Below are 20,605 nucleotides of genomic sequence, written 5' to 3' on the forward strand. Positions count from 1 at the left end.
GGACGTTAGATCTGCGTCAGGGAATGCTGAGATTCCTGTGAGGTCGGTGACGGCCCGGTTTCCGGCCCCGCACAAGCCCAGAAGCTTCCCCCCTATAAGGTCGGTGACCGTGGCGAACAAGAACATTCCCGACCCTGGCTTCTCCGACGACGACGGCTCCGCCGACCCCCGGCTGAGCGCCGCGCTCGCCGCCTGGGCCGAGGACCGCACCGCCGTCGGGCCCGTCCTGGAGGCGCTCAAGGGCGCCCGGCTGCTCGTGCCCGTGGTCGCGGTGCTCGGCGAGGTCGAGGAGGACGAGAACGGGCTGCGGCGCGAGAAGACCAGCGACATGGCCGTGCCCACACTGAAGGCAGGCGGCCGCACCGCCCTGCCCGCCTTCACCTCGACCGACTCCCTGGCCCGCTGGGATCCGGCGGGCCGCCCGGTCGCCGTACCCCTGCACCAGGCGCTGCAGGCCGCCGCGCACGAGAAGGCGGACACGGTCGTCCTGGACCTGGCCGGACCGGTGCCCTTCGAACTGACCGGCCCCGCGCTGCTCGCCCTCGCCGAGGGCCGGACCAGCACCGACCCGCTCGCCGACCCGGCCGTCGTCGAGGCCGTCCGCGCCGCCGTGGCCGCCGAACCCGCCGTCCTGCGCGCGCACCTGGGTCCCGGCCAGGCCGACGGCACCCTCGCCCTCGTCCTCGACCCGGCCGCCGCGCCCGCCGAGGCCGCCCGGGCGGTCGCCGAGCGGCTGGCCGCCGACGAAACACTGCGGGCCCGCCTGGTGCGCGGCCTCGACCTGGCACTGCTGCCGGCCGGGACCACGCCTCCGGGCGAGCCCTTGTTCGTGCGGGGATGAGTCGTCGTACGGGGATCAGTCAGCCGTAGACGGGGAGCCGGTCTAGCCGTAGACCGGTCCCGTGTACTTCTCGCCCGGACCCTGGCCCGGCTCGTCCGGGACGATCGACGCCTCGCGGAACGCCAGCTGCAGCGACTTCAGGCCGTCGCGCAGCGGGGCCGCGTGGAAGGAGCTGATCTCGGTCGCGCTCGCGTCCAGCAGGCCGGCGAGACCGGTGATCAGCTTGCGGGCCTCGTCCAGGTCCTTGTACTTGTCGCCCTCCTCGCTCAGCCCGAGCTTCACGGCGGCGGCGCTCATCAGGTTGACGGCGACCGTCACGATCACCTCGACGGCGGGGACCTCGGCGATGTCCCGGGTCATCGCGTCGAAGTCGGTGTTCTCAGGAGGGGTCTCACTCATGCCCCACACGATAGGCGAGGGCGGGCGGTTGTCTTCATCAGCCCCGTCCGGCCTCGATTAGCCCTTGTCAAGCGATCCTGCTAATCTGGTGGGCGACCGGCTGGACATGACTGTGCCCAGCCAACAAGTGGAGGCTCCGATCTCCCACCTGACCGTCCTGAGGGACGGCGGGTCATCCGGTCAGGTGGCCACCATCGTTCCGTACGGACGATGGAGCCGCCCGATGTGCGCCCCGCGGTCATCGCGGCGTGCTCCGGTTGTTGTTTGGAGCCCCGCCTGTGATCGTCCGGGGCATTTTTTGTGCTTCGGCGCGGTTAGGTCTCACGAAAAGAGACATACGCGGCTGTCCGCCAGACCGCCGTGTGGTGCTACCGAGGAGGATCCATCAGCGCCGAGCCCCGCATCAACGACCGGATTCGCGTTCCCGAGGTGCGACTTGTCGGTCCCAGTGGCGAGCAGGTGGGCATTGTCCCGCTCGCGAAGGCACTGGAGCTTGCGCAGGAGTACGACCTGGACCTGGTCGAGGTCGCGGCGAACGCCCGTCCGCCCGTGTGCAAGCTCATGGACTACGGGAAGTTCAAGTACGAGTCGGCCATGAAGGCCCGTGAGGCGCGCAAGAACCAGGCGCACACGGTCATCAAGGAGATGAAGCTCCGGCCGAAGATCGACCCGCACGACTATGACACCAAGAAGGGTCACGTCGTCCGGTTCCTCAAGCAGGGCGACAAGGTCAAGATCACGATCATGTTCCGTGGTCGCGAGCAGTCCCGGCCGGAGCTCGGCTACCGACTGCTGCAGCGGCTGGCGGAGGACGTCCAGGACCTCGGTTTCGTCGAGTCGAACCCGAAGCAGGACGGCCGCAACATGATCATGGTTCTCGGTCCGCACAAGAAGAAGACCGAGGCGATGGCCGAGGCGCGTCAGGCGCAGGAGGCCCGCAAGGCCGAAGCGAAGGCGAACCCCGGTCGTTCGCAGAACGCCGCCGACGCTCAGTCTGAAGAGGCTCCGGCCGAGGCTTCCGCCGAGGCGTGATCCCGGGGGACGCGAGTCTCCGAGGATGTAACCGATACAAGAACGACGTTCCACCGTGCCCGGTTTCGCGACCGGGCACCGGAACGCCACCGACGAGGAGAGAACGGCGCTATGCCGAAGAACAAGTCGCACAGCGGTGCCAGCAAGCGCTTCAAGGTCACCGGCTCCGGCAAGGTGCTCCGTGAGCGCGCCGGCAAGCGCCACCTGCTCGAGCACAAGTCGTCCCGCGTGACGCGTCGCCTCACCGGCAACGCCGAGATGGCCCCGGGCGACGCCGCGAAGATCAAGAAGCTTCTCGGCAAGTGACGTCGCGGCGCCGCCTGAGCGCCGTACGTCTGGACCGGGACCCAATCGTTTCCGGGTCGTGTGAGTACCCCCACGACCCCGCTACAAGGAGTTAACAAGTGGCACGCGTCAAGCGGGCAGTCAACGCCCACAAGAAGCGCCGGGCGATCCTCGAGCAGGCCTCCGGCTACCGCGGTCAGCGTTCGCGCCTGTACCGCAAGGCCAAGGAGCAGGTCACCCACTCGCTGGTCTACAACTACAACGACCGCAAGAAGCGCAAGGGCGACTTCCGTCAGCTGTGGATCCAGCGCATCAACGCCGCTGCCCGCGCCAACGGCATCACGTACAACCGCTTCATCCAGGGTCTGAAGGCCGCGAACGTCGAGGTCGACCGCAAGATCCTGGCCGAGCTGGCCGTCAACGACGCGGGTGCCTTCGCCGCCCTCGTCGAGGTCGCCCAGAAGGCCCTGCCGGCGGACGTGAACGCCCCCAAGGCTGCGTGACGCCGCGCCGGCTCCAGGCCGACGTGACTGAAGGGACCCGCAGGCTGCGGAAGCCTGCGGGTCCGCTTGTGTTTCGAAGCAGAGGTGACTTTCATGCCCCCCGTCAGCCCCGAGCTGATCTCCCCCCGGTCCGCCCGTGTGAGCGCCGCGCGGCGGCTCGCCAAGCGGAACTTCCGGGGTAAGGACCGGCTGTTCCTCGCCGAGGGGCCGCAGGCCGTGCGGGAGGCCGCCGGGCATCGGGCCGGCGGGCAGGCGACCCTCGTCGAGCTGTTCGCCACCGTGGAGGCCGCGGAGCGGTACGCCGACATCATCGGAGAGGCCCGCGGCGCCGGCGCCCGGGTGCACCTCGCCTCCGAGGACGTCATCGCCGACATCTCCACCACCGTCACCCCGCAGGGACTGGTCGGTGTCTGCCGGTTCCTGGACACCCCCTTCGAGGACGTCCTCGCCGCCCGGCCGAGGCTCGTCGCCGTGCTCGCGCACGTCCGCGACCCGGGCAACGCCGGCACCGTGCTGCGCTGCGCCGACGCCGCCGGCGCCGAGGCGGTCGTCCTCACCGACGCCTCCGTCGACCTCTACAACCCCAAGGCCGTACGCGCCTCCGTGGGCTCCCTCTTCCACCTGCCGGTCGCCGTCGGCGTACCTGTCGAGCACGCCGTGGCGGGACTGAAGGACGCGGGCGTCAGGATCCTCGCCGCCGACGGAGCCGGTGACCGCGACCTGGACGAGGAACTGGACAAGGGCACGATGGGCGGACCCACCGCCTGGGTGTTCGGCAACGAGGCCTGGGGGCTCCCGGAGGAGACCCGCGACCTCGCCGACGCCGTCGTCCGCGTCCCCATCCACGGAAAGGCCGAGAGCCTGAACCTCGCCACCGCCGCCGCCGTATGTCTCTATGCTTCGGCCCGTGCACAGCGCGCCTCCGGAGGGTGCCGCTCCGTCACCGAGAGCTAGTAAGGTGACCAGCTCGGGGCCCTGCGCCTTCTGAGAGGTGAGGTACGGGGATGAGTGTGGTCCGCACCAGCACTGCGCCGGACGGGCGGGACGTGCGCCGCACACCCGCGCCCCGGCACGGCGACGGGACCGGCCTCGGCATCGACCCCGACCAGCTGCCCGACGGCCTGGTCGTCGCCGACGACCACGGCCGGGTGATCTGCTTCAACGCCGCCGCCGAACGCATCACCGCCGTCCGTGCCGCCGACGCCCTCGGACAGCAGCTGGACAAGGCCCTGCCCCTGGAGGACCTGGAGGGCAGGCGCTGGTGGCAGCTCACCGACCCCTACGGCGGTCTCGCCATCCGGGTACGGCAGCCCGAGCGCAACCTGCTGCTGCCCGGCGGGCGGGAGGTGCTGGTCTCGGCCCGGTACGTGCGCGCCGAACCCCTCGGGGCCGTGCAGCGTGTCGTCGTCTCGCTGCGGGACACCGAGGCCCGCCGCCGCACCGAGCGCAGCCACGCCGAGCTGATCGCCACCGTCGCCCACGAGCTGCGCTCCCCGCTGACCTCCGTGAAGGGCTTCACCGCCACGCTCCTCGCCAAGTGGGAACGCTTCACCGACGACCAGAAACGGCTGATGCTGGAGACCGTCGACGCCGATGCCGACCGCGTCACCCGGCTCATCGCCGAGCTGCTGGACATCTCCCGGATCGACAGCGGGCGGCTGGAGGTCAGACGACAGCCCGTGGACATAGGCGCGGCCGTCGGCCGGCACATCCAGGCCTACGTCGCCGCCGGGCAGCCCGCCGACCGCTTCCTGCTGCGCATCGAGCAGCCGCTGCCCGCCCTGTGGGCCGACCCCGACAAGGTCGACCAGGTGCTCAGCAACCTGCTGGAAAATGCCGTGCGGCACGGCGAGGGAACCGTCACCATTGATGTCACGCCCTCGGCATCCCCGCGCGAAGGCGAGGAAACCGGCACGTCGGTCACGGTGAGCGACGAGGGGCCCGGCATCCCGGAGGAATCCATGAACCGCGTCTTCACCCGCTTCTGGCGGGGCAGCAAGCGCGGCGGCACGGGGCTGGGGCTGTACATCGTCAAGGGCATCGTCGAGGCCCACGGCGGCCTCATCACGGTCGGCCGCGCCACCGGCGGCGGCGCCGAGTTCCGATTTACGTTGCCCGTGGCAGCCCCGGCGTATCTCGCTTAGCGGCCCACGGGCCATTCGTCCACCCCCACCCCGTTAGACTCGGCCTTTGGCACCTTTGTGTCCTTCACGCGGCCCTCGCGAGTCGGTGACGGGGACCATCCGCCAGCCAATCGGAAGCACGGGAAGAGATGTCGGCACCGAATAAGTCGTACGACCCTGTAGAGGTCGAGGCGTTGAAACCGGAAGAGATCGAGCGCATGCGGGACGGGGCGCTCGCCGCCTTCGCCGCCGCGGACTCCCTCGACGCGCTCCACGAGGCCAAGGTCGCTCACACCGGCCCCGCCTCCCCGCTGGCCCTCGCCAACCGCGAGATCGGCGCCCTGCCCCCGCACGCCAAGGCCGAGGCCGGCAAACGCGTCGGCATGGCCCGCGGCGCGGTGAACAAGGCCCTCGCCGCCCGCCAGGGCGAGCTGGAGACCGAGCGCGACGCCCGCGTGCTGGTCGAGGAGGACGTGGACGTCACGCTCCCCCACGACCGCGTCCCGCCCGGCGCCCGGCACCCCCTGACCACGCTCTCCGAGCGGATCGAGGACATCTTCGTGGCCATGGGCTACGAGGTCGCCGAGGGTCCGCAGGTCGAGGCGGAGTGGTTCAACTTCGACGCCCTGAACATCGGCCCGGACCACCCGGCCCGCGGCGAGGCCGACACGTTCTTCGTGCAGACCGCATCCGATAGCGGCTCCGCCGCGGGCTCCGGCGGCTCCGAGTCCGGTGTCGTGCTGCGCACCCACACCTCGCCCGTCCAGATCCGCTCCCTGCTCGACCGCGAGCTGCCGGTCTACGTGATCTGCCCGGGCCGCGTGTACCGCACCGACGAGCTGGACGCCACCCACACGCCGGTCTTCCACCAGGTCGAGCTGCTCGCCGTCGACGAGGGCCTGACCATGGCCGACCTCAAGGGCACCCTGGACCACATGGTCCAGTCGCTGTTCGGCGAGGGGATGAAGACCCGGCTGCGGCCGAACTTCTTCCCGTTCACCGAGCCGAGCGCCGAGATGGACATGCTCTGCTACGTCTGCAAGGGCGAGTCCGTCGGCAACCCCGACCGCCCCTGCCGCACCTGCTCCAGCGAGGGCTGGATCGAGCTGGGCGGCTGCGGCATGGTCAACCCCAAGGTGCTGACCGCCTGCGGCGTCGACCCGGAGAAGTACAGCGGCTTCGCCTTCGGGTTCGGCATCGAGCGGATGCTGATGTTCCGCCACAACGTGGAAGACATGCGAGACATGGTCGAGGGTGACGTCCGGTTCACCCGGCCGTTCGGGATGGAGATCTGATGCGGATCCCGCTTTCTTGGCTGCGGGAGTACGTCGACCTGCCGGCGACGGAGACCGGCCGCGACGTCCAGGCCAAGCTCATTTCCGCAGGCCTTGAGGTCGAGACCGTCGAGCACCTCGGCGCCGACCTCAAGGGCCCGCTGGTCGTGGGCCAGGTGCTGACCATCGAGGAGCTGGAGGGCTTCAAGAAGCCGATCCGCTTCTGCACCGTCGACGTCGGCCAGGCCAACGGCACCGGCGAGCCCCAGGAGATCGTCTGCGGCGCCCGCAACTTCGCCGTCGGCGACAAGGTCGTCGTGGTCCTCCCCGGCGCCACGCTGCCGGGCGGCTTCTCGATCTCCGCCCGCAAGACCTACGGCAAGACGTCCCACGGCATGATCTGCTCCACCGAGGAGCTGGGCATGGGCGACGACGGCGGCCACGGCATCATCGTGCTGCCGCCGGAGACCGAGGTCGGCAAGGACGCCATCGAGCTGCTGGAGCTGGTCGACGAGGTCCTGGACATCGCCGTCACCGCCAACCGCGGCGACTGCCTGTCCATCCGCGGTGTGGCCCGCGAGGCTGCCATCGCCTACGGCCTGCCGCTGCGCGACCCGGCGCTGCTCGACGTCCCCGGCCCGAACGCGTTCGGCTACCCGGTGCAGGTCTCCGACCCGGCCGGCTGCGACCGCTTCACCGCCCGCACCGTCACCGGTCTGAGCCCCGAGGCGCGCTCCCCGATCTGGCTGCAGCGCCGGCTGCAGAAGGTCGGCATGCGCCCGATCTCGCTCGCCGTCGACGTGACGAACTACGTGATGATGGAGCTGGGCCAGCCGCTGCACGCCTACGACCGAAGGCTGGTCCAGGGCACGATCGGCGTGCGCCGGGCCGAGGAGGGCGAGAAGCTCGTCACCCTCGACGGCGTCGAGCGCAAGCTGCACGCCGAGGACCTCGTCATCACCGACGAGCGCGGCCCGATCGGCCTCGCCGGTGTCATGGGCGGCGCCAACACCGAGATCGCCGACCACGAGGACGTGGAGAACGCCACGACCGACGTGGTCATCGAGGCCGCCCACTTCGACGAGGTTGCGATCGCCCGTACGGCCCGCCGTCACAAGCTGTCCTCCGAGGCCTCCCGCCGCTTCGAGCGGGGCGTCGACCCGCAGGCCGCCGCTGCCGCCGCGCAGCGCACCGTGGACCTGCTGGTCCTGCTCGCGGGCGGTACCGCCGAGGCCGGCGTCACGGAGGTCAGCGCGCCCTCCGCCCCGCACACGATCACCATCCCGGCGAACCACCCGGACAAGGTCGCGGGCGTCGACTACGGCCGCGAGACCGTCGTCCGCCGCCTGCAGGAGATCGGCTGCGACGTCTACGGGCAGGACGAGCTGATCGTCACCGTCCCGTCCTGGCGGCCCGACCTCCTGGAGCCGAACGACCTGGCCGAGGAGGTCATCCGGCTGGAGGGCTACGAGAACCTGCCCTCCACGCTGCCCAAGCTCCCCTCGGGCCGCGGCCTGACCCACCGCCAGCGGCTGCACCGCCGGGTCGGCCGTGCGCTGGCCGGCGCGGGCTACGTCGAGGCGCCGAACTACCCGTTCGTCGGCGAGCAGGTCTTCGACCAGCTCGGCCTGGAGGCCGACGACCCGGCCCGCCGCGTCGTGAAGCTGGTCAACCCGCTCAACGACGAGGAGCCCGCGCTCCGTACGACCCTGCTGCCGGGCCTGCTGGGTGCCCTGCGGCGCAACGACGGCCGGGGCTCGCACGACCTGGCGCTCTTCGAGACGGGCCTGGTCTTCCAGCCCCGCGAGGAGCGGAGCGTCGCCGGGCACCTGCCCGTGGACCGGCGTCCCACCGTCGAGGAGATCGCGGAGCTGAACGCCGCGCTGCCCGACCAGCCGCGGCACGTGGCCGTCGTCCTCGCGGGCGCCCGCGAGCAGGCCGGCTGGTGGGGCGCCGGCCGTCCGGCCGGCTGGGCCGACGCGGTCGAGGCGGCGCGCGTCGTCGCGCGTGAGGCCGGTGCGGAGCTGGTCGTGCGCAAGGGGCAGTACGGTCCCTGGCACCCCGGCCGCTGCGCCGAGCTGCTCGTCGTCGCCGACGGCACGGAGCAGGTCGTGGGCCACGCCGGTGAGCTGCACCCGCGGGTCACCAAGGCGCTGAGCCTGCCCGAGCGCACCTGCGCGATGGAGCTGAACCTGGACGCGCTGGAGGCGGTGGGCGACGGCGCTCCGCAGGCGCCCTCCATCTCGTCCTTCCCGGTCGCCACGCAGGATGTCGCCCTCGTGGTCGACAAGCCGGTGCCGGCCGCGGAGGTCGAGGCGGCGCTGCGTTCCGGTGCGGGTGAGCTGCTCGAGTCCATTCGGCTCTTCGATGTGTACGAGAACGCGGAGCAGCTGGGTGACGGGAAGAAGTCGCTGGCGTATGCGCTGCGGTTCCGTGCGGGGGATCGGACGCTGACCGTGGATGAGGCGTCTGCCGCTCGGGATGCGGCTGTTGCCCTGGCGGGCGAGCGTACGGGTGCTGTCCTGAGGGGCTGACCCTCTGAGGAGTTCAACCCCCGGGTCAACCTGCATAAATGCGGGTTGGCCTGGGGGTTCTCACTCGTTCGGGTGGGAATCGGGAGGGATCTGGTCCTTCCGAGCCGTGCCTCTCGACAGAATCGGACCGGCCTTTCGGGGTCGGTCCGTCTGCTCTGTCAGGGCCCACATGGGGGACCAGAGGCATGATCCGCATCAAGGCACGGGCACCCACCGCGCGGGGAGCCGTACTGCCCACGGTCTGGGGATCCGTGGCGGTCACGTACAAGTTCGGCTGCCCGCTCGCCCAGCAGGACGGGCTCGGCGCGCGCATCGTCACCAGCGTCGTGTTCTTCGCCGTCGGCACCGGACTGATATTCCATGTCCGCCATGCCCTGCTGCGCGAACTCAGGCAGGCCCGCAGGGTCGCCGGCGTCGCCCAGAGTGTGCTGTTACGGCCGCTGCCGCCCCGACTCGACGGGCTGAACCTGGCGGCGGCCCAGTTGTCCGCCGACCGTGGCGCGGCCATCGGCGGTGATCTGTACGAGGCCGTCGCCACCGAGTACGGAGTCCGCGTGATCATGGGCGATGTGCGCGGTCATGGACTCGCCGCGCTCGGGACCGTCGCCGCCGTCCTCGGCAGCTTCCGTGAGGCAGCCCATGACGAGGCCGAACTCAGCGATGTGCTGCGGCGGTTGGAGCGGGCCCACGCCCGTCATCTGCGTGAGAGGTCCCGTGCCGACCATCCGGCGAACGGGCAGGACCCGGGCCCGCCGGTGGCCGAGGAGTTCGTCACCGTCCTGCTCCTGGAGATCGCCCGGGACGGTGAGATGCGCGCCCTCAACTGCGGTCACCCGTGGCCGTACCTGCTCAGCGGCACCCGGGTGGAGCCCCTCACGGGCGCCGACCCGCTCCCGCCCCTGGGCCCGTTTCCGCTCCCAGGCGAGTTGGAGGCAGCCTCGTGCGGCCGGCTGCTCCCGGGCGAGTCCCTGGTCCTCTTCACGGACGGAGCGGAGGACGCCAGAGACGCCCGCGGCCGGTTCTTCTCGCTGCCGACAGTGCTGCGAGAGGTCGTGTGCGATCAACCGGTGACGCCCCAGACAGTCCTGCGCACGGTCTTCAAGGCCCTCCTGCACCACACGGCCGGCAGACCCACGGACGATGTGGCGGTACTGGTCCTGCGGAACGACCGAAGGACGTTCGAGCTGTCCCGGCAAGGCACAGCCAGAGGCCAAGCCGCCGCTTTCTGAGGGGGAGCCGGCGGCTTGGCCATCCTCTTGCGAGGACTCTCAGTCAACCGGCAGAACACGCTCCGCAACAGCGTGCACACACTGCGGATGCGCGCACTCCGTTCACACCCCGTGTGAAAGCGGACGCACTACGCTGACGGCACCAGGCCACTCGGGGGGCAACCCATGCAGCCCAACACTCTGCTCGACGCGATCCTGGACGAGGCGGGGATCTCACACGCCGGTCTCGCCGCCCACGTCAACCAGGCGGGCCGGCGACGGGGCCTCGCGCTCCGGTACGAACACACCGCTGTGGCACGGTGGTTGAAGGGCCAGCGGCCGCGCGGCCAGGTGCCCGACCTGATCTGCGAGGTGCTGGCCGGTCGGCTGCACCGGCCGGTCACCCTGGACGACATCGGCCTCGGAGTCCCCGGCGAGCCGAGCACCGCGCACACCGGTTCGCTCTCCGGCTTCGTGGAGCGCGCCACCGCCCTGTGGCGCTCGGACGAACAGCAGCGCCCGCATGTGCTGGGCGCTCCCGCGGTCACCGGCACCCCGGCGGTCATGCCGGTGTGGGAGTGGGAGAACCCGCCCGAGGACGTGGACGTCTCCCGGGGCGGCCGGCACCGGGTCACCGCGGCCGACATCGAGATGCTGCGCGCCGCCCGCACCCACTACGAGCAGATGTACCGCAAGGCCGGCGGCATGGCGACCCGCACCCGCATCGTCGGGTTCCTCAACGCCGAGGCGGCTCCGCTGCTGCGCGGCAGCTACACCGACGCCACCGGCCGGCAACTGCACCGGGCCACCGGCGGGTTGGTGGCGATCGCGGGCATCTGCGCGTACGACTCCGACGCGCACGGTCTCGCCCAGCGCTACTTCCACCAGGCGCTCAGGCTGGCAAAGGCCAGCGGGGACCGCGGACTTGGCGCGTACGTGATCGCGCTGCTCGTCAACCAGGCCCTGTTCATGAAGGAGTACCGGCAGGCCGTGGCCTTCGCCGAGGCCGCGCTGCGCGCCGCGGGCAAGCACATCACCCCGGCGCTCGCCTCCGACCTGTACGCGATGCAGGCCAAGGCGTACGCCCACCTCGGCGACAGCAGCAGCGCCCTGTCCTGCATCCGCCGGGCCGAGACGGCCGCCGACCGCATCCGGCGCGGGTACGAGCCCGACGAGACCGGCTACGTCCAGCCCGGCCTGGTCAACGTCCAGGTGGCCGAGGCGCTGCTCAGCCTCGGTGAACTCGCCGCCGCGCGGGAGCACGCGGCGGCCGCGGTCGACAACCCCGCCCACGACCGGGGCCGGGTGCACCGGCTCGCCATGCTCAGCACGATCGAGCTGCGTCAGGGCAACGCCGACAAGGCGGTGGTCACCGCCGTGCAGATGGCCGAGCAGGCCCGCGGGATGGAGTCCCAGCGGCTGCGCGACAGACTCCGCGCGGTACGCGAGCACCTGGTGAACTGCGGCTCGGCCGGAACCGCCGAGGCCGCCGAACTCATCGACGGCGCACTGCGCGTACCGCTGTAGCCCCGGGCCGGGGTCTGCGCTGTAGGCCTGGAGAGTCCCTGCTGCGATATTGCCACTTACTCGTCGGAAGGTGGCAGAACCGTGCAGTGGACGAAACAGAACGAACAAACTGTGTATGAAAACCGCTGGTTCAGCGTCAACCTCGCAGATGTCGAGCTGCCGGACGGCCGGCACCTCGACCACTTCCTGATCCGGCTGCGGCCGGTCGCCGTCGCCACGGTGGTCAACGAGGCGGGCGAAGTCCTGCTCCTGTGGCGCCACCGGTTCATCACCGACAGCTGGGGCTGGGAACTGGCCGCGGGTGTGGTCGAGGACGGCGAGGACATCGCGAGCGCGGCCGCCAGAGAACTGGAGGAGGAGACCGGCTGGCGGCCGGGGCCCCTGCATCACCTGATGACCGTCGAGCCGTCCAACGGTCTCACCGACGCCCGGCACCACATCTACTGGTCCGACCGGGGCGAGTACGTCGGTCACCCCGTGGACGACTTCGAGTCGGACCGCCGGGAATGGGTCCCGCTCAAAGTCGTCCCCGACCTGATCGCCCGAGGGGAGGTCCCGGCCGCCAACATGGCGGCCGCGTTACTCCTGCTGCACCACATGAGGCTCGCGGACGGTTAGTGGGCCAGCGTCTGCCAGACCGTCACGACCAGCGCTCCCAGAGCCGTGAGCGCGGCCACCGAGGGCAGCGGCCAGCGTGCGTGTTCCAGCGAACTCATGCGCGTGTGCAGCTCGTCCAGTTCCTTGGCGGTCTCCTCGGTGCGATGACTGAGCAGGGCGAGTCCTCCCTCGACTCGGGCGTACGCCACGTCGAGGCGGCGCCGTAACTCTGCGAGTTCTCCATGGACCACGGGATGCTCCGGATCGACGGTCACGGGTCCACTCCTTTCCGTAGTCGAATCTGGTTGTTCCGCATCCCTTGCATGCGCATGAGGAGTCAACTCGCCTGGTGGGCGCGTGGGGAGCGTGTGCGAAGGGCATATGCGTGCCCGGCGTGCACACGGTGTGTGAAACAGATGGGCCCGGCACCGAAATTGGTGCCGGGCCCACAGGTGTAGCGGACGGTAATCAGCCGTAGGTGTAGAAGCCCGAGCCGGTCTTCCGGCCGAGCCGGCCCGCCTCGACCATGCGCTGGAGCAGCGGGGGAGCGGCGTACAGCGGCTCCTTGTACTCGGCGTACATCGAGTTGGCGATGGACACGATGGTGTCCAGACCGATCAGGTCGGACAGCTTCAGCGGGCCCATCGGGTGGGCGCAGCCCATCTCCATGCCGTTGTCGATGTCCTCGCGGCTCGCGATGCCGGACTCGAACATCCGGATCGCGGACAGCAGGTAGGGCACCAGCAGCGCGTTGACGACGAACCCGGAGCGGTCCTGGGCGCGGATGGCGTGCTTGCCGAGCACCTTCTCGGCGAAGACCTGGGCGCGGCTCAGCGTGCCCTCGGAGGTGGTGAGCGCCGGGATCAGCTCGACCAGCTGCTGCACCGGGGCCGGGTTGAAGAAGTGGATGCCGACCACGTGGTCGGGGCGGGAGGTGGCGACCGCCAGCTTCACCAGCGGGATGGAGGAGGTGTTGGAGGCCAGGATCGCGTCCGCGCGGGTCAGCACCTGGTCGAGCACCTGGAAGATCTCCGTCTTCACCTGCTCGTTCTCGACGACCGCCTCGATCACCAGATCGCGGTCGGCGAACTCGCCGAGGTCCGTGGTGAAGCTGAGGCGCGCCAGCGTGGCGTCCCGCTCCTCCTCGGTGATCTTGCCGCGCTCGGCGGCCTTGGCCAGGGAGTTGTATAGCCGGGTACGGCCGATCTCCAGGGCTTCGCCGGTGGTCTCGGCGACCTTCACGTCCAGTCCCGCGCGGGCGCACACCTCGGCGATGCCCGCGCCCATCTGGCCGCAGCCCACGACTCCGACGCGCGCAATATCTCCCGATGGGAAGCCTGTCACATCGTCCCCTTCGCTGGTTTCCGGCTCTGGCAGACCTCCGGGTTCGGCGCCTGCTCCGATCGTGCACGTTACCGCCAAGTATCGATGATCGATCGTCCGGGTGGGGGCATCCTGGGGCGCGGAACGATCCGTGACGGCGCGGATCCGGAGCGTGTGGGGGTGTGCAGATGGGGCGACTGACACGGCGCGCGTTCGCGTGGGCGGGGCTGTCGACGCTGGCGACGGCCCAGGGCGCGACGGCGGCGCCGGGGCGGCCGGACCCGCGTTGGCCGTGGCCGCGCGCGGCCACCGAGATGCGGGGCGTGTGGCTGGCGACCGTGTCCAACCGCGACTGGCCCTCGAAGACCGGCCTCACGGCCGACGCCCAGCGCACGGAGCTGATCGCCCACCTGGACCGGGCGGTCCGCGACCGGCTCAACACGGTGATCCTCCAGGTCCGGCCCACGGCGGACGCCCTGTGGCCCTCGCCGTACGAGCCCTGGTCCCAGTACCTCACCGGCACCCAGGGCCGGGACCCCGGCTGGGACCCGCTGGGCACGGCCGTGCGGGAGGCGCACGCCCGCGGCCTGGAACTGCACGCCTGGTTCAACCCGTACCGTGTCGCCCAGCACACCGACCCGACCCGGCTGGCCGCCTGGCACCCGGCCCGCAGGCACCCGGACTGGGTGGTGCCCTACGCCGGGAAGCTCTACTACAACCCGGGCCTGCCCGAGGTCCGTGCCTTCGTGGAGCAGGCCATGCTCGACGCGGTCGTCAGGTACCCGGTGGACGCCGTCCACTTCGACGACTACTTCTACCCGTACCCGGTCGCCGGGCAGACCTTCGACGACGACGCCGCGTACGACGCGTACGGCGGCGAGTTCGACACCCGGGCCGCCTGGCGCCGCGACAACATCGACAAGCTGGTGCGGGAGACGGCCGCGGCCGTCAAACAGGTACGGCCCGGCACCCGCTTCGGGATCAGCCCCTTCGGGGTGTGGCGCAACGCCACGACCGACGCGCGCGGCTCGGACACCCGGGCGGGCGTGCAGACGTACGACGACCTGCACGCGGACACCCGCACGTGGGTGCGCAACCACTGGATCGACTACATCGTCCCGCAGCTCTACTGGCACATCGGCTTCGCCGCCGCCGACTACGCGACGCTCGTCGACTGGTGGGCGAAGGCGGCCGAGGGCACCAGGACGCAGCTGTACATCGGCGAGGCGCTGTACAAGGCGGGGGCCGCCGGGCAGCCCTCGCAGTGGCAGGACCCGGTCGAGCTGTCCCGGCACCTCACGCTCGCCGCCGGATACCCGCAGGTGCGCGGGCACGTGTTCTTCGCCGCCAAGGACGTGGCGACGGATCCGGTGGGAGCGATGGCGCGGGTGGTCGCCGACCACTACGGGCAGCCGGCGAAGCCACCGCGCTGAGCTACGACGGTCGGGTTTCCTTGTGCCGGATCTCGGTGTCCGGGCCGGGGGAGCAGATGCCCTCGTGCCCGTCCTGGAAGCGGACGCGGAACGGCGGCTCGCCCTTTTGGCCCATCACTTCGACGATCTCGCCGATCTTGTCGTGTTCGCCGACCACCCTGCCGTGCTGGACAAGCTGGTCGCCGACGGTTGCGCGCATCAGGCCCTCCTCGCGGTCACGACCGTTGGGTGACGGCGATGCAGACGAGCACGGCGACGGCGGTCAGGGGAGCGGCCGCCGTAAGGTGCTCGCCCAGCAGCAGCGCCGACCACACCAGTGTGAGCAGCGGCTGAGCCAACTGCAACTGGCTGGCCTTCGGGATCCCGATGGCTGCCATTCCCCGGTACCAGACGACCAGCCCGAGGAACTGCGACACCATCGAGACCCACAGCAGACCCGTCACCCCGTGCCAGGTGAAGTGCACCGGCTCGTACGACAGCGCCAGCAGGGCGGCCGGCAGGCTCAGCGGCAGGCACAGCACCAGCGCCCAGCCGATGACCTGCCAGCCCGGCATGACCCGGGCCAGCCGCCCGCCCTCGGTGTAGCCGGCCGCGCACACCAGCAGGGCGGCGAACAGGTAGCCGTCGGCGGCGGTGAGCGCGCCGCCGCTCTGGCCGACGGTGAAGGCGAGCACGGCCGCCGCGCCCGCCAGCGCCGCCAGCCAGAACCGCCGCGAGGGCCGGTGGCCCATGCGCAGCGCCGAGCAGGCGGCGGTGGTCAGCGGCAGCAGGCCCACCACGACGGCGGCGTGCGAGGTGGTCGAGGTCTGCAGCGCGAGCGTGGTCAGCAGCGGGAAGCCGAACACCACCCCGGCGGCGACGACCGCGAGGCCCGGCAGATGCCGGCGGCCGGGCAGCGGCACCCGGAGCACCAGCAGACACGCGCCCGCGACCAGCGCCGCGAGGACGCTGCGCACCGCCACCAGGGACCAGGGGCCGAAGCTCTCCAGACCCCAGGCGGTGGACGGGAAGGTGAGGGAGAAGGCGGTCACGCCGAGGGCGGCCAGCCCGATACCGAAGGACCGGTGCTCACGGGGAGCGGGGACCGCTATCGCCGTCGCGGTAGTAGCGCTACTCTGTGCTCTCATGCATGAGCGTAGCAGTGTCGGCGAACTGGCAGAACAGCTGCGACGGGAGCTTGACCGCTACTCGCCTGGTGGAAAGCTCCCGTCGAGCAGGGCCCTGATCGAGCGGTTCCGGGTGAGCCCGGTGACCGTCTCCCGGGCCCTGGCCCAGCTGGCCGCCGAGGGACTGGTGGTCACCCGGCCCGGCGCCGGCGCCTTCCGCGCGCGGCCGCACGCTGTCGCCGAGCCCGCCGGGGACACCTCCTGGCAGGAGGTCGCGCTGAGCGCCGACGGCATCGCCGAGCTGGTCCCGCGCACGGTGGACGCCTCCGGGGTCACCGTCTCGCTCACCACCCCGCCCCCGGGCGTACTGGAGTTCAACGGCGGCTATCCGCACCCCTCGCTGCAGCCCGAGCGAGCCATGGCCGCGGCTCTCGCCCGGGCCGGGCGGCGGCCCGGCGCCTGGGGCAGACCGCCGCTGGAGGGGCTGCCCGAACTGCGCGAGTGGTTCGCGCGCGGCATCGGCGGGTCGGTCACCGCGGCCGAGGTGCTGATCGCCGCGGGCGGCCAGGCCGCACTGGCCACGGCCCTCAGGGCGCTGGCCCCGCCCGGCGCCCCGGTCCTCGTGGAGTCGCCCACCTACCCGGGCATGCTGGCCCTGGCCCGCGCGGCCGGACTGCGCCCGGTCCCGGTGCCGGTCGACCCCGACGGCGTACGCCCCGACCTCCTCGCCGACGCCTTCCGGGCCACCGGCGCCCGGGTCTTCGTCTGCCAGCCCCTGTTCCAGAACCCGACCGGCGCGGTCCTGGCCCCCGACCGCCGCGCGGAGGTGCTGCGCATCGCCCGCGCCGCGGGCGCGTTCGTCATCGAGGACGACTTCGTACGACGCCTCGTGCACGCGGACTCCGGCCCGCTGCCCCGCACGCTGGCCGCCGACGACCCCGACGGCGTGGTCGTCCACGTCGGCTCGCTGACCAAGGCGACCTCGCCCAGCTTCCGGGTGGCCGCGCTGGCCGCGCGCGGGCCCGTGCTGGAACGCCTGCGCGCGATCCAGGTCGTGGACAGCTTCTTCGTGCCCCGGCCACTCCAGGAGGCTGCCCTGGAACTCGTCGGAGCCCCGGCCTGGCCCCGCCATCTGCGGGCCCTGTCGGCCGAGCTGAAGACCCGCCGCGACACCATGACGACCGAGCTGGCCCTCCATCTCCCCGAACTCGCCCTGCCCCACATCCCCTCCGGCGGCTACCACCTCTGGCTCCGTCTCCCCGACGGGGCCGACGAGTCCGCCCTGACCGCGGCAGCCCTCCGCACGGGCGTCGCCCTCACCCCCGGCCGCCCCTACTTCAGCGCCGAACCCCCCGCGGCCCACCTGCGCCTGAGCTTCGCGGCGGTGGCGGGGGTGGGGGAGATCAAGGAGGGGATTCGGCGACTCAGAGCCGCGTGTGACGAGGTGCTCCAGAGCGGGACGACGGTCGCTCCGACCCGGTAAATCGATTCGACGCCGTCGGTCCGCCCTGTGAGGATCCCCGCATGAGCGACGCACCCGATCTTCCCGAGGGCTACGAGTTCTCCGCCGACACCGCCCGTGTGGACGTCGACCGGGTCCACGGCTGGCTGTCGACCGACGCGTACTGGGCGATCGACCGCCCGCGGGAGAAGCATGAGCGCGCGATGGCGTCCTCGATCAACTTCGGCGTGTATGCGACGGCCTCCGGCGAGCAGGTCGCGTACGCGCGCGTGGTGACCGACCGGGCCCTGTTCGCCTGGCTCGCCGACGTGTACGTCGACCCCTCGGTGCGCGGCAAGGGCGTCGGCACGGCGTTCGTCGGCCATATCCGGGACCACCTGCGGCCCTTCGGGCTGCGGCGCATCCTGCTGGCCACGGAGGACGCCCAGGGGGTGTACGAGAAGGTGGGCTTCCGGCCGCTCGACCGCCCCGGCCAGTGGATGATCCACCCCTTCGAGTAAGTGCGCACACACCCTGGGTAACGGCTCTTGACCTGCGCACACCCGAGGCTCACCATCACCGCATGCCACTTCGGGTCACGTTCGTCGCCGCCGCGCGCAGTTCCTCGCTGCTCGCGGAGCGCTTCGAGGACGACCGGCCGCTGGACCAGGCCGGCTGGGACGAGGTGCAGCGCATGGCCTGGGACCTGCTGCCGCTGAGGGCCGCCGACCTGCGTTACTGCTCCCCGACCCCGCGCAGCCGTGCCACCGGCGACGCCCTGGGGTACGCCCCGCTCGTCCAGCTCGCGCTGCGCGACTGCGACATGGGCCGCTGGCGCGGGCTGACGCTGGGCGAGGCGATGGCCCGCGAACCGGACGCCGTGGACGCCTGGCTCGCCGACCCGCGCTCCACCCCGCACGGCGGCGAGTCGCTGCTGGCCTTCATCTCCCGGGTCGCGAGCTGGCTCGACACGCGCCCGGTGGGCGACGGCGGCCGGATCGTCGCCGTCGCCGAACCCTCGGTGATCCGCGCCGCCCTGGTGTACGCCCTGCAGGCGCCCCCCGCGACGTACTGGAACATCGACGTGCGCCCGCTGTCCACGTCCACGGTGACGGGCCGCTCGGGCCGCTGGAACCTCCGCCTGGACGGCGGGTCCACTCAGATCTCGCGCACGTAGTCGGTGGTCAGCACCAGGTCCTTCGCCGGACCGCCGACCCGCCACACCGAGCGCCAGTGGTCGGCGTCCGTGACCGTGAACTCGCCCCGGTAGAGGTCGGCCGCACAGGGGTGGTCGGCGACGTACCGTCCCGAGGTCAGGTCCAGGTGGTGGAAGGGCCGGCCGTCCGCGAAACGGACGTCGGCCGTGCCGGGCGAGGCCCCGGGCAGAAAGCGCAGGGTGCGCGTCGCGGGCCGTGTCACGCCCTGCCAGGTGAAGGTCCCCGACTCCTCGTGCAGCAGCCCGCCGCCGTCGAGCGGGCTGAAGACGGTGACTCCCTCGAACCGCCCTTCGTCCCCGCTCGCCAGATCACGCACGGTCCGCTCCACCCGCCAGCGTCCTGCCAGGTGGGCCAGGACGTCGGCCACGGGCCAGAACCCGCCCATCATCACCCCTGTCTGTCCGCCCCATTGACGTGCTCATACCCCTTCCCTATCTTGCCGTTCGAAGTGCTGACCATTGTCCGATATTTCGAACGATCATAGAGATCCATCGAGCCGCGGAGCATCCATGTCACGCACCACCCGTACCAGGCTGAGACTCGGCCTCACGGCAAGCGCTTTCCTGCTGGCCGCCACCGTCGTCCCGGTCCCCGCCCACGCCGCCGACGTCACCGACTACTCGATCACCGTCGACCCCACAGCCCGGGGCGCCGCGATCGACAAGACGATGTACGGCGTCTTCTTCGAGGACATCAACCGCGCCGCCGACGGCGGCCTGTACGCCGAACTCGTGCAGAACCGGTCCTTCGAGTACTCCACCGACGACAACAGGTCGTACACGCCCCTGACCGCCTGGACGGTCTCCGGCGCCGCGCAGGTCGTGAACGACATCGGCCGCCTGGGCGACCGCAACCGCAACTACCTCTCCCTGGGCGCCGGTTCGTCCGTCACCAACGCGGGCTACAACACCGGCATCGCGTCACCCGGGACGCGAGGACCGGTGAGCTGATCGTCAAGGTCGTCAACGCCCAGGCCTCCGCGGCCCGTACGGCGATCGACCTGGGCGGTGCGAAGGTCGCCTCCGAGGCCGCCGTGACCACGCTCGCCGCCGCCCCCGACGCGGTGAACACCGAGACGTCCACGACGGTCGCCCCCAAGACCTCCACGCTCACCGGAGTGGCGGGGAAGTTCACGTACACCTTCCCGGCGAACTCCGTCACCTTCCTGCGGATCAAGCAGAGGTAGCCACGGAGCCGCCCGCGGGCTGCTGCCCGAGCGGCAGCAGCCCGCGCTCGGCGAAGACCTTCTTCGCGGCGAAGGTCGCGTTCAGCGCCTTCGGCATGCCGCAGTAGACGGCGGAGTGCAGCAGCGCCTCGGTGATCTGCTCGGCCGTGAGGCCCACGTTGAGTGCCGCGTTCACATGCACGTCCAGCTGGGCCTCGCAGCCGCCGAGCGCGGTGAGCATGCCCAGGGTGACCAGCTGACGGTCGCGCGGGGCGAGCCCGGGCCGGTCGTAGACCTCCCCGAAGGCCCACGCGACGATCTGGTGCCCCAGCTCCGGGCTGATGTCGGCGAGCGAGTCGACGACCCGCTGCCCGGCTTCGCCGTCGACCTGCTTCAGAACCTCCAGGCCGTGTGCGAAACGTTCGTCACGGGTGGTGCTCTCGCTCATGCCGGCTATGGGCTGTCCGCTTGTCATGGCAGGAACCGTAGAACCTGGAGTGCGCTCCAAGTCAAGCGCTGCTCGGTTCACCTTGAAAACACCACCCGGAAAGCCTTTGTTTTCCTGGGCGTCATGAAATTCACACGGTGTTTCCCGTA

At 71.2% G+C, this 20,605-nt stretch carries 23 protein-coding genes and 1 pseudogene; 17 read left to right on the forward strand and 7 right to left on the reverse strand.

All coding sequences use genetic code 11. The features are described 5' to 3' along the window. Positions 1-109: 109 nt before the first annotated feature. Positions 110-841, forward strand: a complete 732-nt coding sequence (locus ACFYZZ_RS30885; protein WP_389182822.1) for an SseB family protein — start codon at positions 110-112, stop codon at positions 839-841. A 42-nt stretch (positions 842-883) separates the two neighbouring features. Here ACFYZZ_RS30885 and ACFYZZ_RS30890 read toward each other — a convergent pair whose 3' ends face one another. Continuing rightward, a complete protein-coding gene (locus tag ACFYZZ_RS30890) occupies positions 884-1,240 on the reverse strand; it encodes a DUF1844 domain-containing protein (RefSeq protein ID WP_145881329.1) in 357 nt (118 codons plus the stop codon). Between the two features lie 360 nt (positions 1,241-1,600). On the opposite strand from ACFYZZ_RS30890, the gene infC reads away from it, so the two are divergent. The 10 genes from infC to ACFYZZ_RS30940 all read left to right on the forward strand — a co-directional run bounded on the left by infC (position 1,601) and on the right by ACFYZZ_RS30940 (position 12,344). Next, positions 1,601-2,272: a translation initiation factor IF-3 gene (gene infC / locus ACFYZZ_RS30895; RefSeq protein WP_389182825.1), complete on the forward strand. Its 672-nt coding sequence runs from the start codon at positions 1,601-1,603 to the stop codon at positions 2,270-2,272. A 111-nt stretch (positions 2,273-2,383) separates the two neighbouring features. Then, positions 2,384-2,578 (forward strand): 50S ribosomal protein L35, encoded by a 195-nt coding sequence (gene rpmI / locus ACFYZZ_RS30900; protein ID WP_004933563.1) that lies wholly within the window; start codon positions 2,384-2,386, stop codon positions 2,576-2,578. Between the two features lie 98 nt (positions 2,579-2,676). Next, positions 2,677-3,060: a 50S ribosomal protein L20 gene (rplT, locus tag ACFYZZ_RS30905; RefSeq protein ID WP_055492778.1), complete on the forward strand. Its 384-nt coding sequence runs from the start codon at positions 2,677-2,679 to the stop codon at positions 3,058-3,060. A gap of 93 nt (positions 3,061-3,153) precedes the next feature. Further along, positions 3,154-4,014 (forward strand): TrmH family RNA methyltransferase, encoded by an 861-nt coding sequence (locus tag ACFYZZ_RS30910; protein ID WP_389182827.1) that lies wholly within the window; start codon positions 3,154-3,156, stop codon positions 4,012-4,014. Positions 4,015-4,064: 50 nt separating this feature from the next. Then, positions 4,065-5,204 (forward strand): ATP-binding protein, encoded by a 1,140-nt coding sequence (locus ACFYZZ_RS30915; RefSeq protein WP_389182830.1) that lies wholly within the window; start codon positions 4,065-4,067, stop codon positions 5,202-5,204. A 128-nt stretch (positions 5,205-5,332) separates the two neighbouring features. Then, the gene (gene pheS, locus ACFYZZ_RS30920) at positions 5,333-6,478 is read left to right on the forward strand and encodes a phenylalanine--tRNA ligase subunit alpha (RefSeq protein ID WP_389182833.1); all 1,146 of its coding nucleotides are present in this window, start codon (positions 5,333-5,335) and stop codon (positions 6,476-6,478) included. Next, positions 6,478-8,991, forward strand: coding sequence for a phenylalanine--tRNA ligase subunit beta (gene pheT, locus ACFYZZ_RS30925; RefSeq protein WP_389182835.1), 2,514 nt, complete (start codon positions 6,478-6,480; stop codon positions 8,989-8,991). The genes pheS and pheT overlap by 1 nt, the downstream gene beginning before the upstream one ends. 185 nt (positions 8,992-9,176) lie before the next feature. Continuing rightward, entirely contained in the window at positions 9,177-10,220 is a 1,044-nt protein-coding gene (locus tag ACFYZZ_RS30930) for a PP2C family protein-serine/threonine phosphatase (protein WP_389182838.1), read from the forward strand. A gap of 165 nt (positions 10,221-10,385) precedes the next feature. After that, positions 10,386-11,726 carry a transcriptional regulator gene (locus tag ACFYZZ_RS30935; protein ID WP_386574752.1) on the forward strand — a complete coding sequence of 447 codons (1,341 nt, stop codon included), beginning with the start codon at positions 10,386-10,388 and terminating at the stop codon, positions 11,724-11,726. 81 nt (positions 11,727-11,807) lie between these two features. Then, entirely contained in the window at positions 11,808-12,344 is a 537-nt protein-coding gene (locus tag ACFYZZ_RS30940) for an NUDIX hydrolase (protein WP_389182841.1), read from the forward strand. Here the strand turns inward: ACFYZZ_RS30940 and ACFYZZ_RS30945 are convergent. Together ACFYZZ_RS30945 and ACFYZZ_RS30950 are read right to left on the reverse strand one after the other, a co-directional pair. Beyond that, positions 12,341-12,598 carry a hypothetical protein gene (locus tag ACFYZZ_RS30945; RefSeq protein WP_389182844.1) on the reverse strand — a complete coding sequence of 86 codons (258 nt, stop codon included), beginning with the start codon at positions 12,596-12,598 and terminating at the stop codon, positions 12,341-12,343. The two genes, ACFYZZ_RS30940 and ACFYZZ_RS30945, sit on opposite strands and share 4 nt — an antisense overlap. Before the next feature lie 193 nt (positions 12,599-12,791). Beyond that, entirely contained in the window at positions 12,792-13,667 is an 876-nt protein-coding gene (locus tag ACFYZZ_RS30950) for a 3-hydroxybutyryl-CoA dehydrogenase (RefSeq protein ID WP_389182847.1), read from the reverse strand. Positions 13,668-13,834: 167 nt separating this feature from the next. Between ACFYZZ_RS30950 and ACFYZZ_RS30955 the strand changes: the two genes are divergently transcribed. Next, on the forward strand, positions 13,835-15,079 hold the full coding sequence (locus tag ACFYZZ_RS30955; RefSeq protein WP_389182849.1) for a glycoside hydrolase family 10 protein: 1,245 nt from the start codon (positions 13,835-13,837) through the stop codon (positions 15,077-15,079). 1 nt (position 15,080) lies between these two features. Here ACFYZZ_RS30955 and ACFYZZ_RS30960 read toward each other — a convergent pair whose 3' ends face one another. Both ACFYZZ_RS30960 and ACFYZZ_RS30965 read right to left on the reverse strand, forming a co-directional pair. Continuing rightward, positions 15,081-15,278: a DUF1918 domain-containing protein gene (locus ACFYZZ_RS30960; RefSeq protein ID WP_389182851.1), complete on the reverse strand. Its 198-nt coding sequence runs from the start codon at positions 15,276-15,278 to the stop codon at positions 15,081-15,083. Positions 15,279-15,294: 16 nt separating this feature from the next. Continuing rightward, the gene (locus tag ACFYZZ_RS30965) at positions 15,295-16,206 is read right to left on the reverse strand and encodes a DMT family transporter (protein ID WP_389182854.1); all 912 of its coding nucleotides are present in this window, start codon (positions 16,204-16,206) and stop codon (positions 15,295-15,297) included. Here ACFYZZ_RS30965 and ACFYZZ_RS30970 point away from each other — a divergent pair. The 3 genes from ACFYZZ_RS30970 (at position 16,205) to ACFYZZ_RS30980 (ending at position 18,803) form a co-directional block, all read left to right on the forward strand. Then, positions 16,205-17,668 (forward strand): PLP-dependent aminotransferase family protein, encoded by a 1,464-nt coding sequence (locus ACFYZZ_RS30970; protein ID WP_389182856.1) that lies wholly within the window; start codon positions 16,205-16,207, stop codon positions 17,666-17,668. The genes ACFYZZ_RS30965 and ACFYZZ_RS30970 overlap by 2 nt on opposite strands. A 41-nt stretch (positions 17,669-17,709) precedes the next feature. Next, positions 17,710-18,147: a GNAT family N-acetyltransferase gene (locus ACFYZZ_RS30975; protein ID WP_389182859.1), complete on the forward strand. Its 438-nt coding sequence runs from the start codon at positions 17,710-17,712 to the stop codon at positions 18,145-18,147. 62 nt (positions 18,148-18,209) lie between these two features. After that, the gene (locus tag ACFYZZ_RS30980; protein ID WP_389182862.1) at positions 18,210-18,803 is read left to right on the forward strand and encodes a histidine phosphatase family protein; all 594 of its coding nucleotides are present in this window, start codon (positions 18,210-18,212) and stop codon (positions 18,801-18,803) included. Here ACFYZZ_RS30980 and ACFYZZ_RS30985 read toward each other — a convergent pair. Then, a complete protein-coding gene (locus ACFYZZ_RS30985; protein WP_389182864.1) occupies positions 18,785-19,228 on the reverse strand; it encodes a DUF6314 family protein in 444 nt (147 codons plus the stop codon). The two genes, ACFYZZ_RS30980 and ACFYZZ_RS30985, sit on opposite strands and share 19 nt — an antisense overlap. A gap of 124 nt (positions 19,229-19,352) precedes the next feature. Here ACFYZZ_RS30985 and ACFYZZ_RS30990 point away from each other — a divergent pair. After that, a pseudogene (locus ACFYZZ_RS30990) lies at positions 19,353-19,760 on the forward strand (alpha-N-arabinofuranosidase); the annotation flags it as partial. 32 nt (positions 19,761-19,792) lie between these two features. After that, complete coding sequence (locus tag ACFYZZ_RS30995; protein ID WP_389183486.1) at positions 19,793-20,029, forward strand: alpha-L-arabinofuranosidase C-terminal domain-containing protein; 237 nt, start codon at positions 19,793-19,795, stop codon at positions 20,027-20,029. Here the strand turns inward: ACFYZZ_RS30995 and ACFYZZ_RS31000 are convergent. Further along, positions 20,016-20,456: a carboxymuconolactone decarboxylase family protein gene (locus tag ACFYZZ_RS31000; RefSeq protein ID WP_389183489.1), complete on the reverse strand. Its 441-nt coding sequence runs from the start codon at positions 20,454-20,456 to the stop codon at positions 20,016-20,018. The genes ACFYZZ_RS30995 and ACFYZZ_RS31000 overlap by 14 nt on opposite strands. Between the last annotated feature and the right edge of the window lie 149 nt (positions 20,457-20,605).

Source organism: Streptomyces sp. NPDC001816, from assembly GCF_042892235.1.
Lineage (GTDB): Bacteria > Actinomycetota > Actinomycetes > Streptomycetales > Streptomycetaceae > Streptomyces.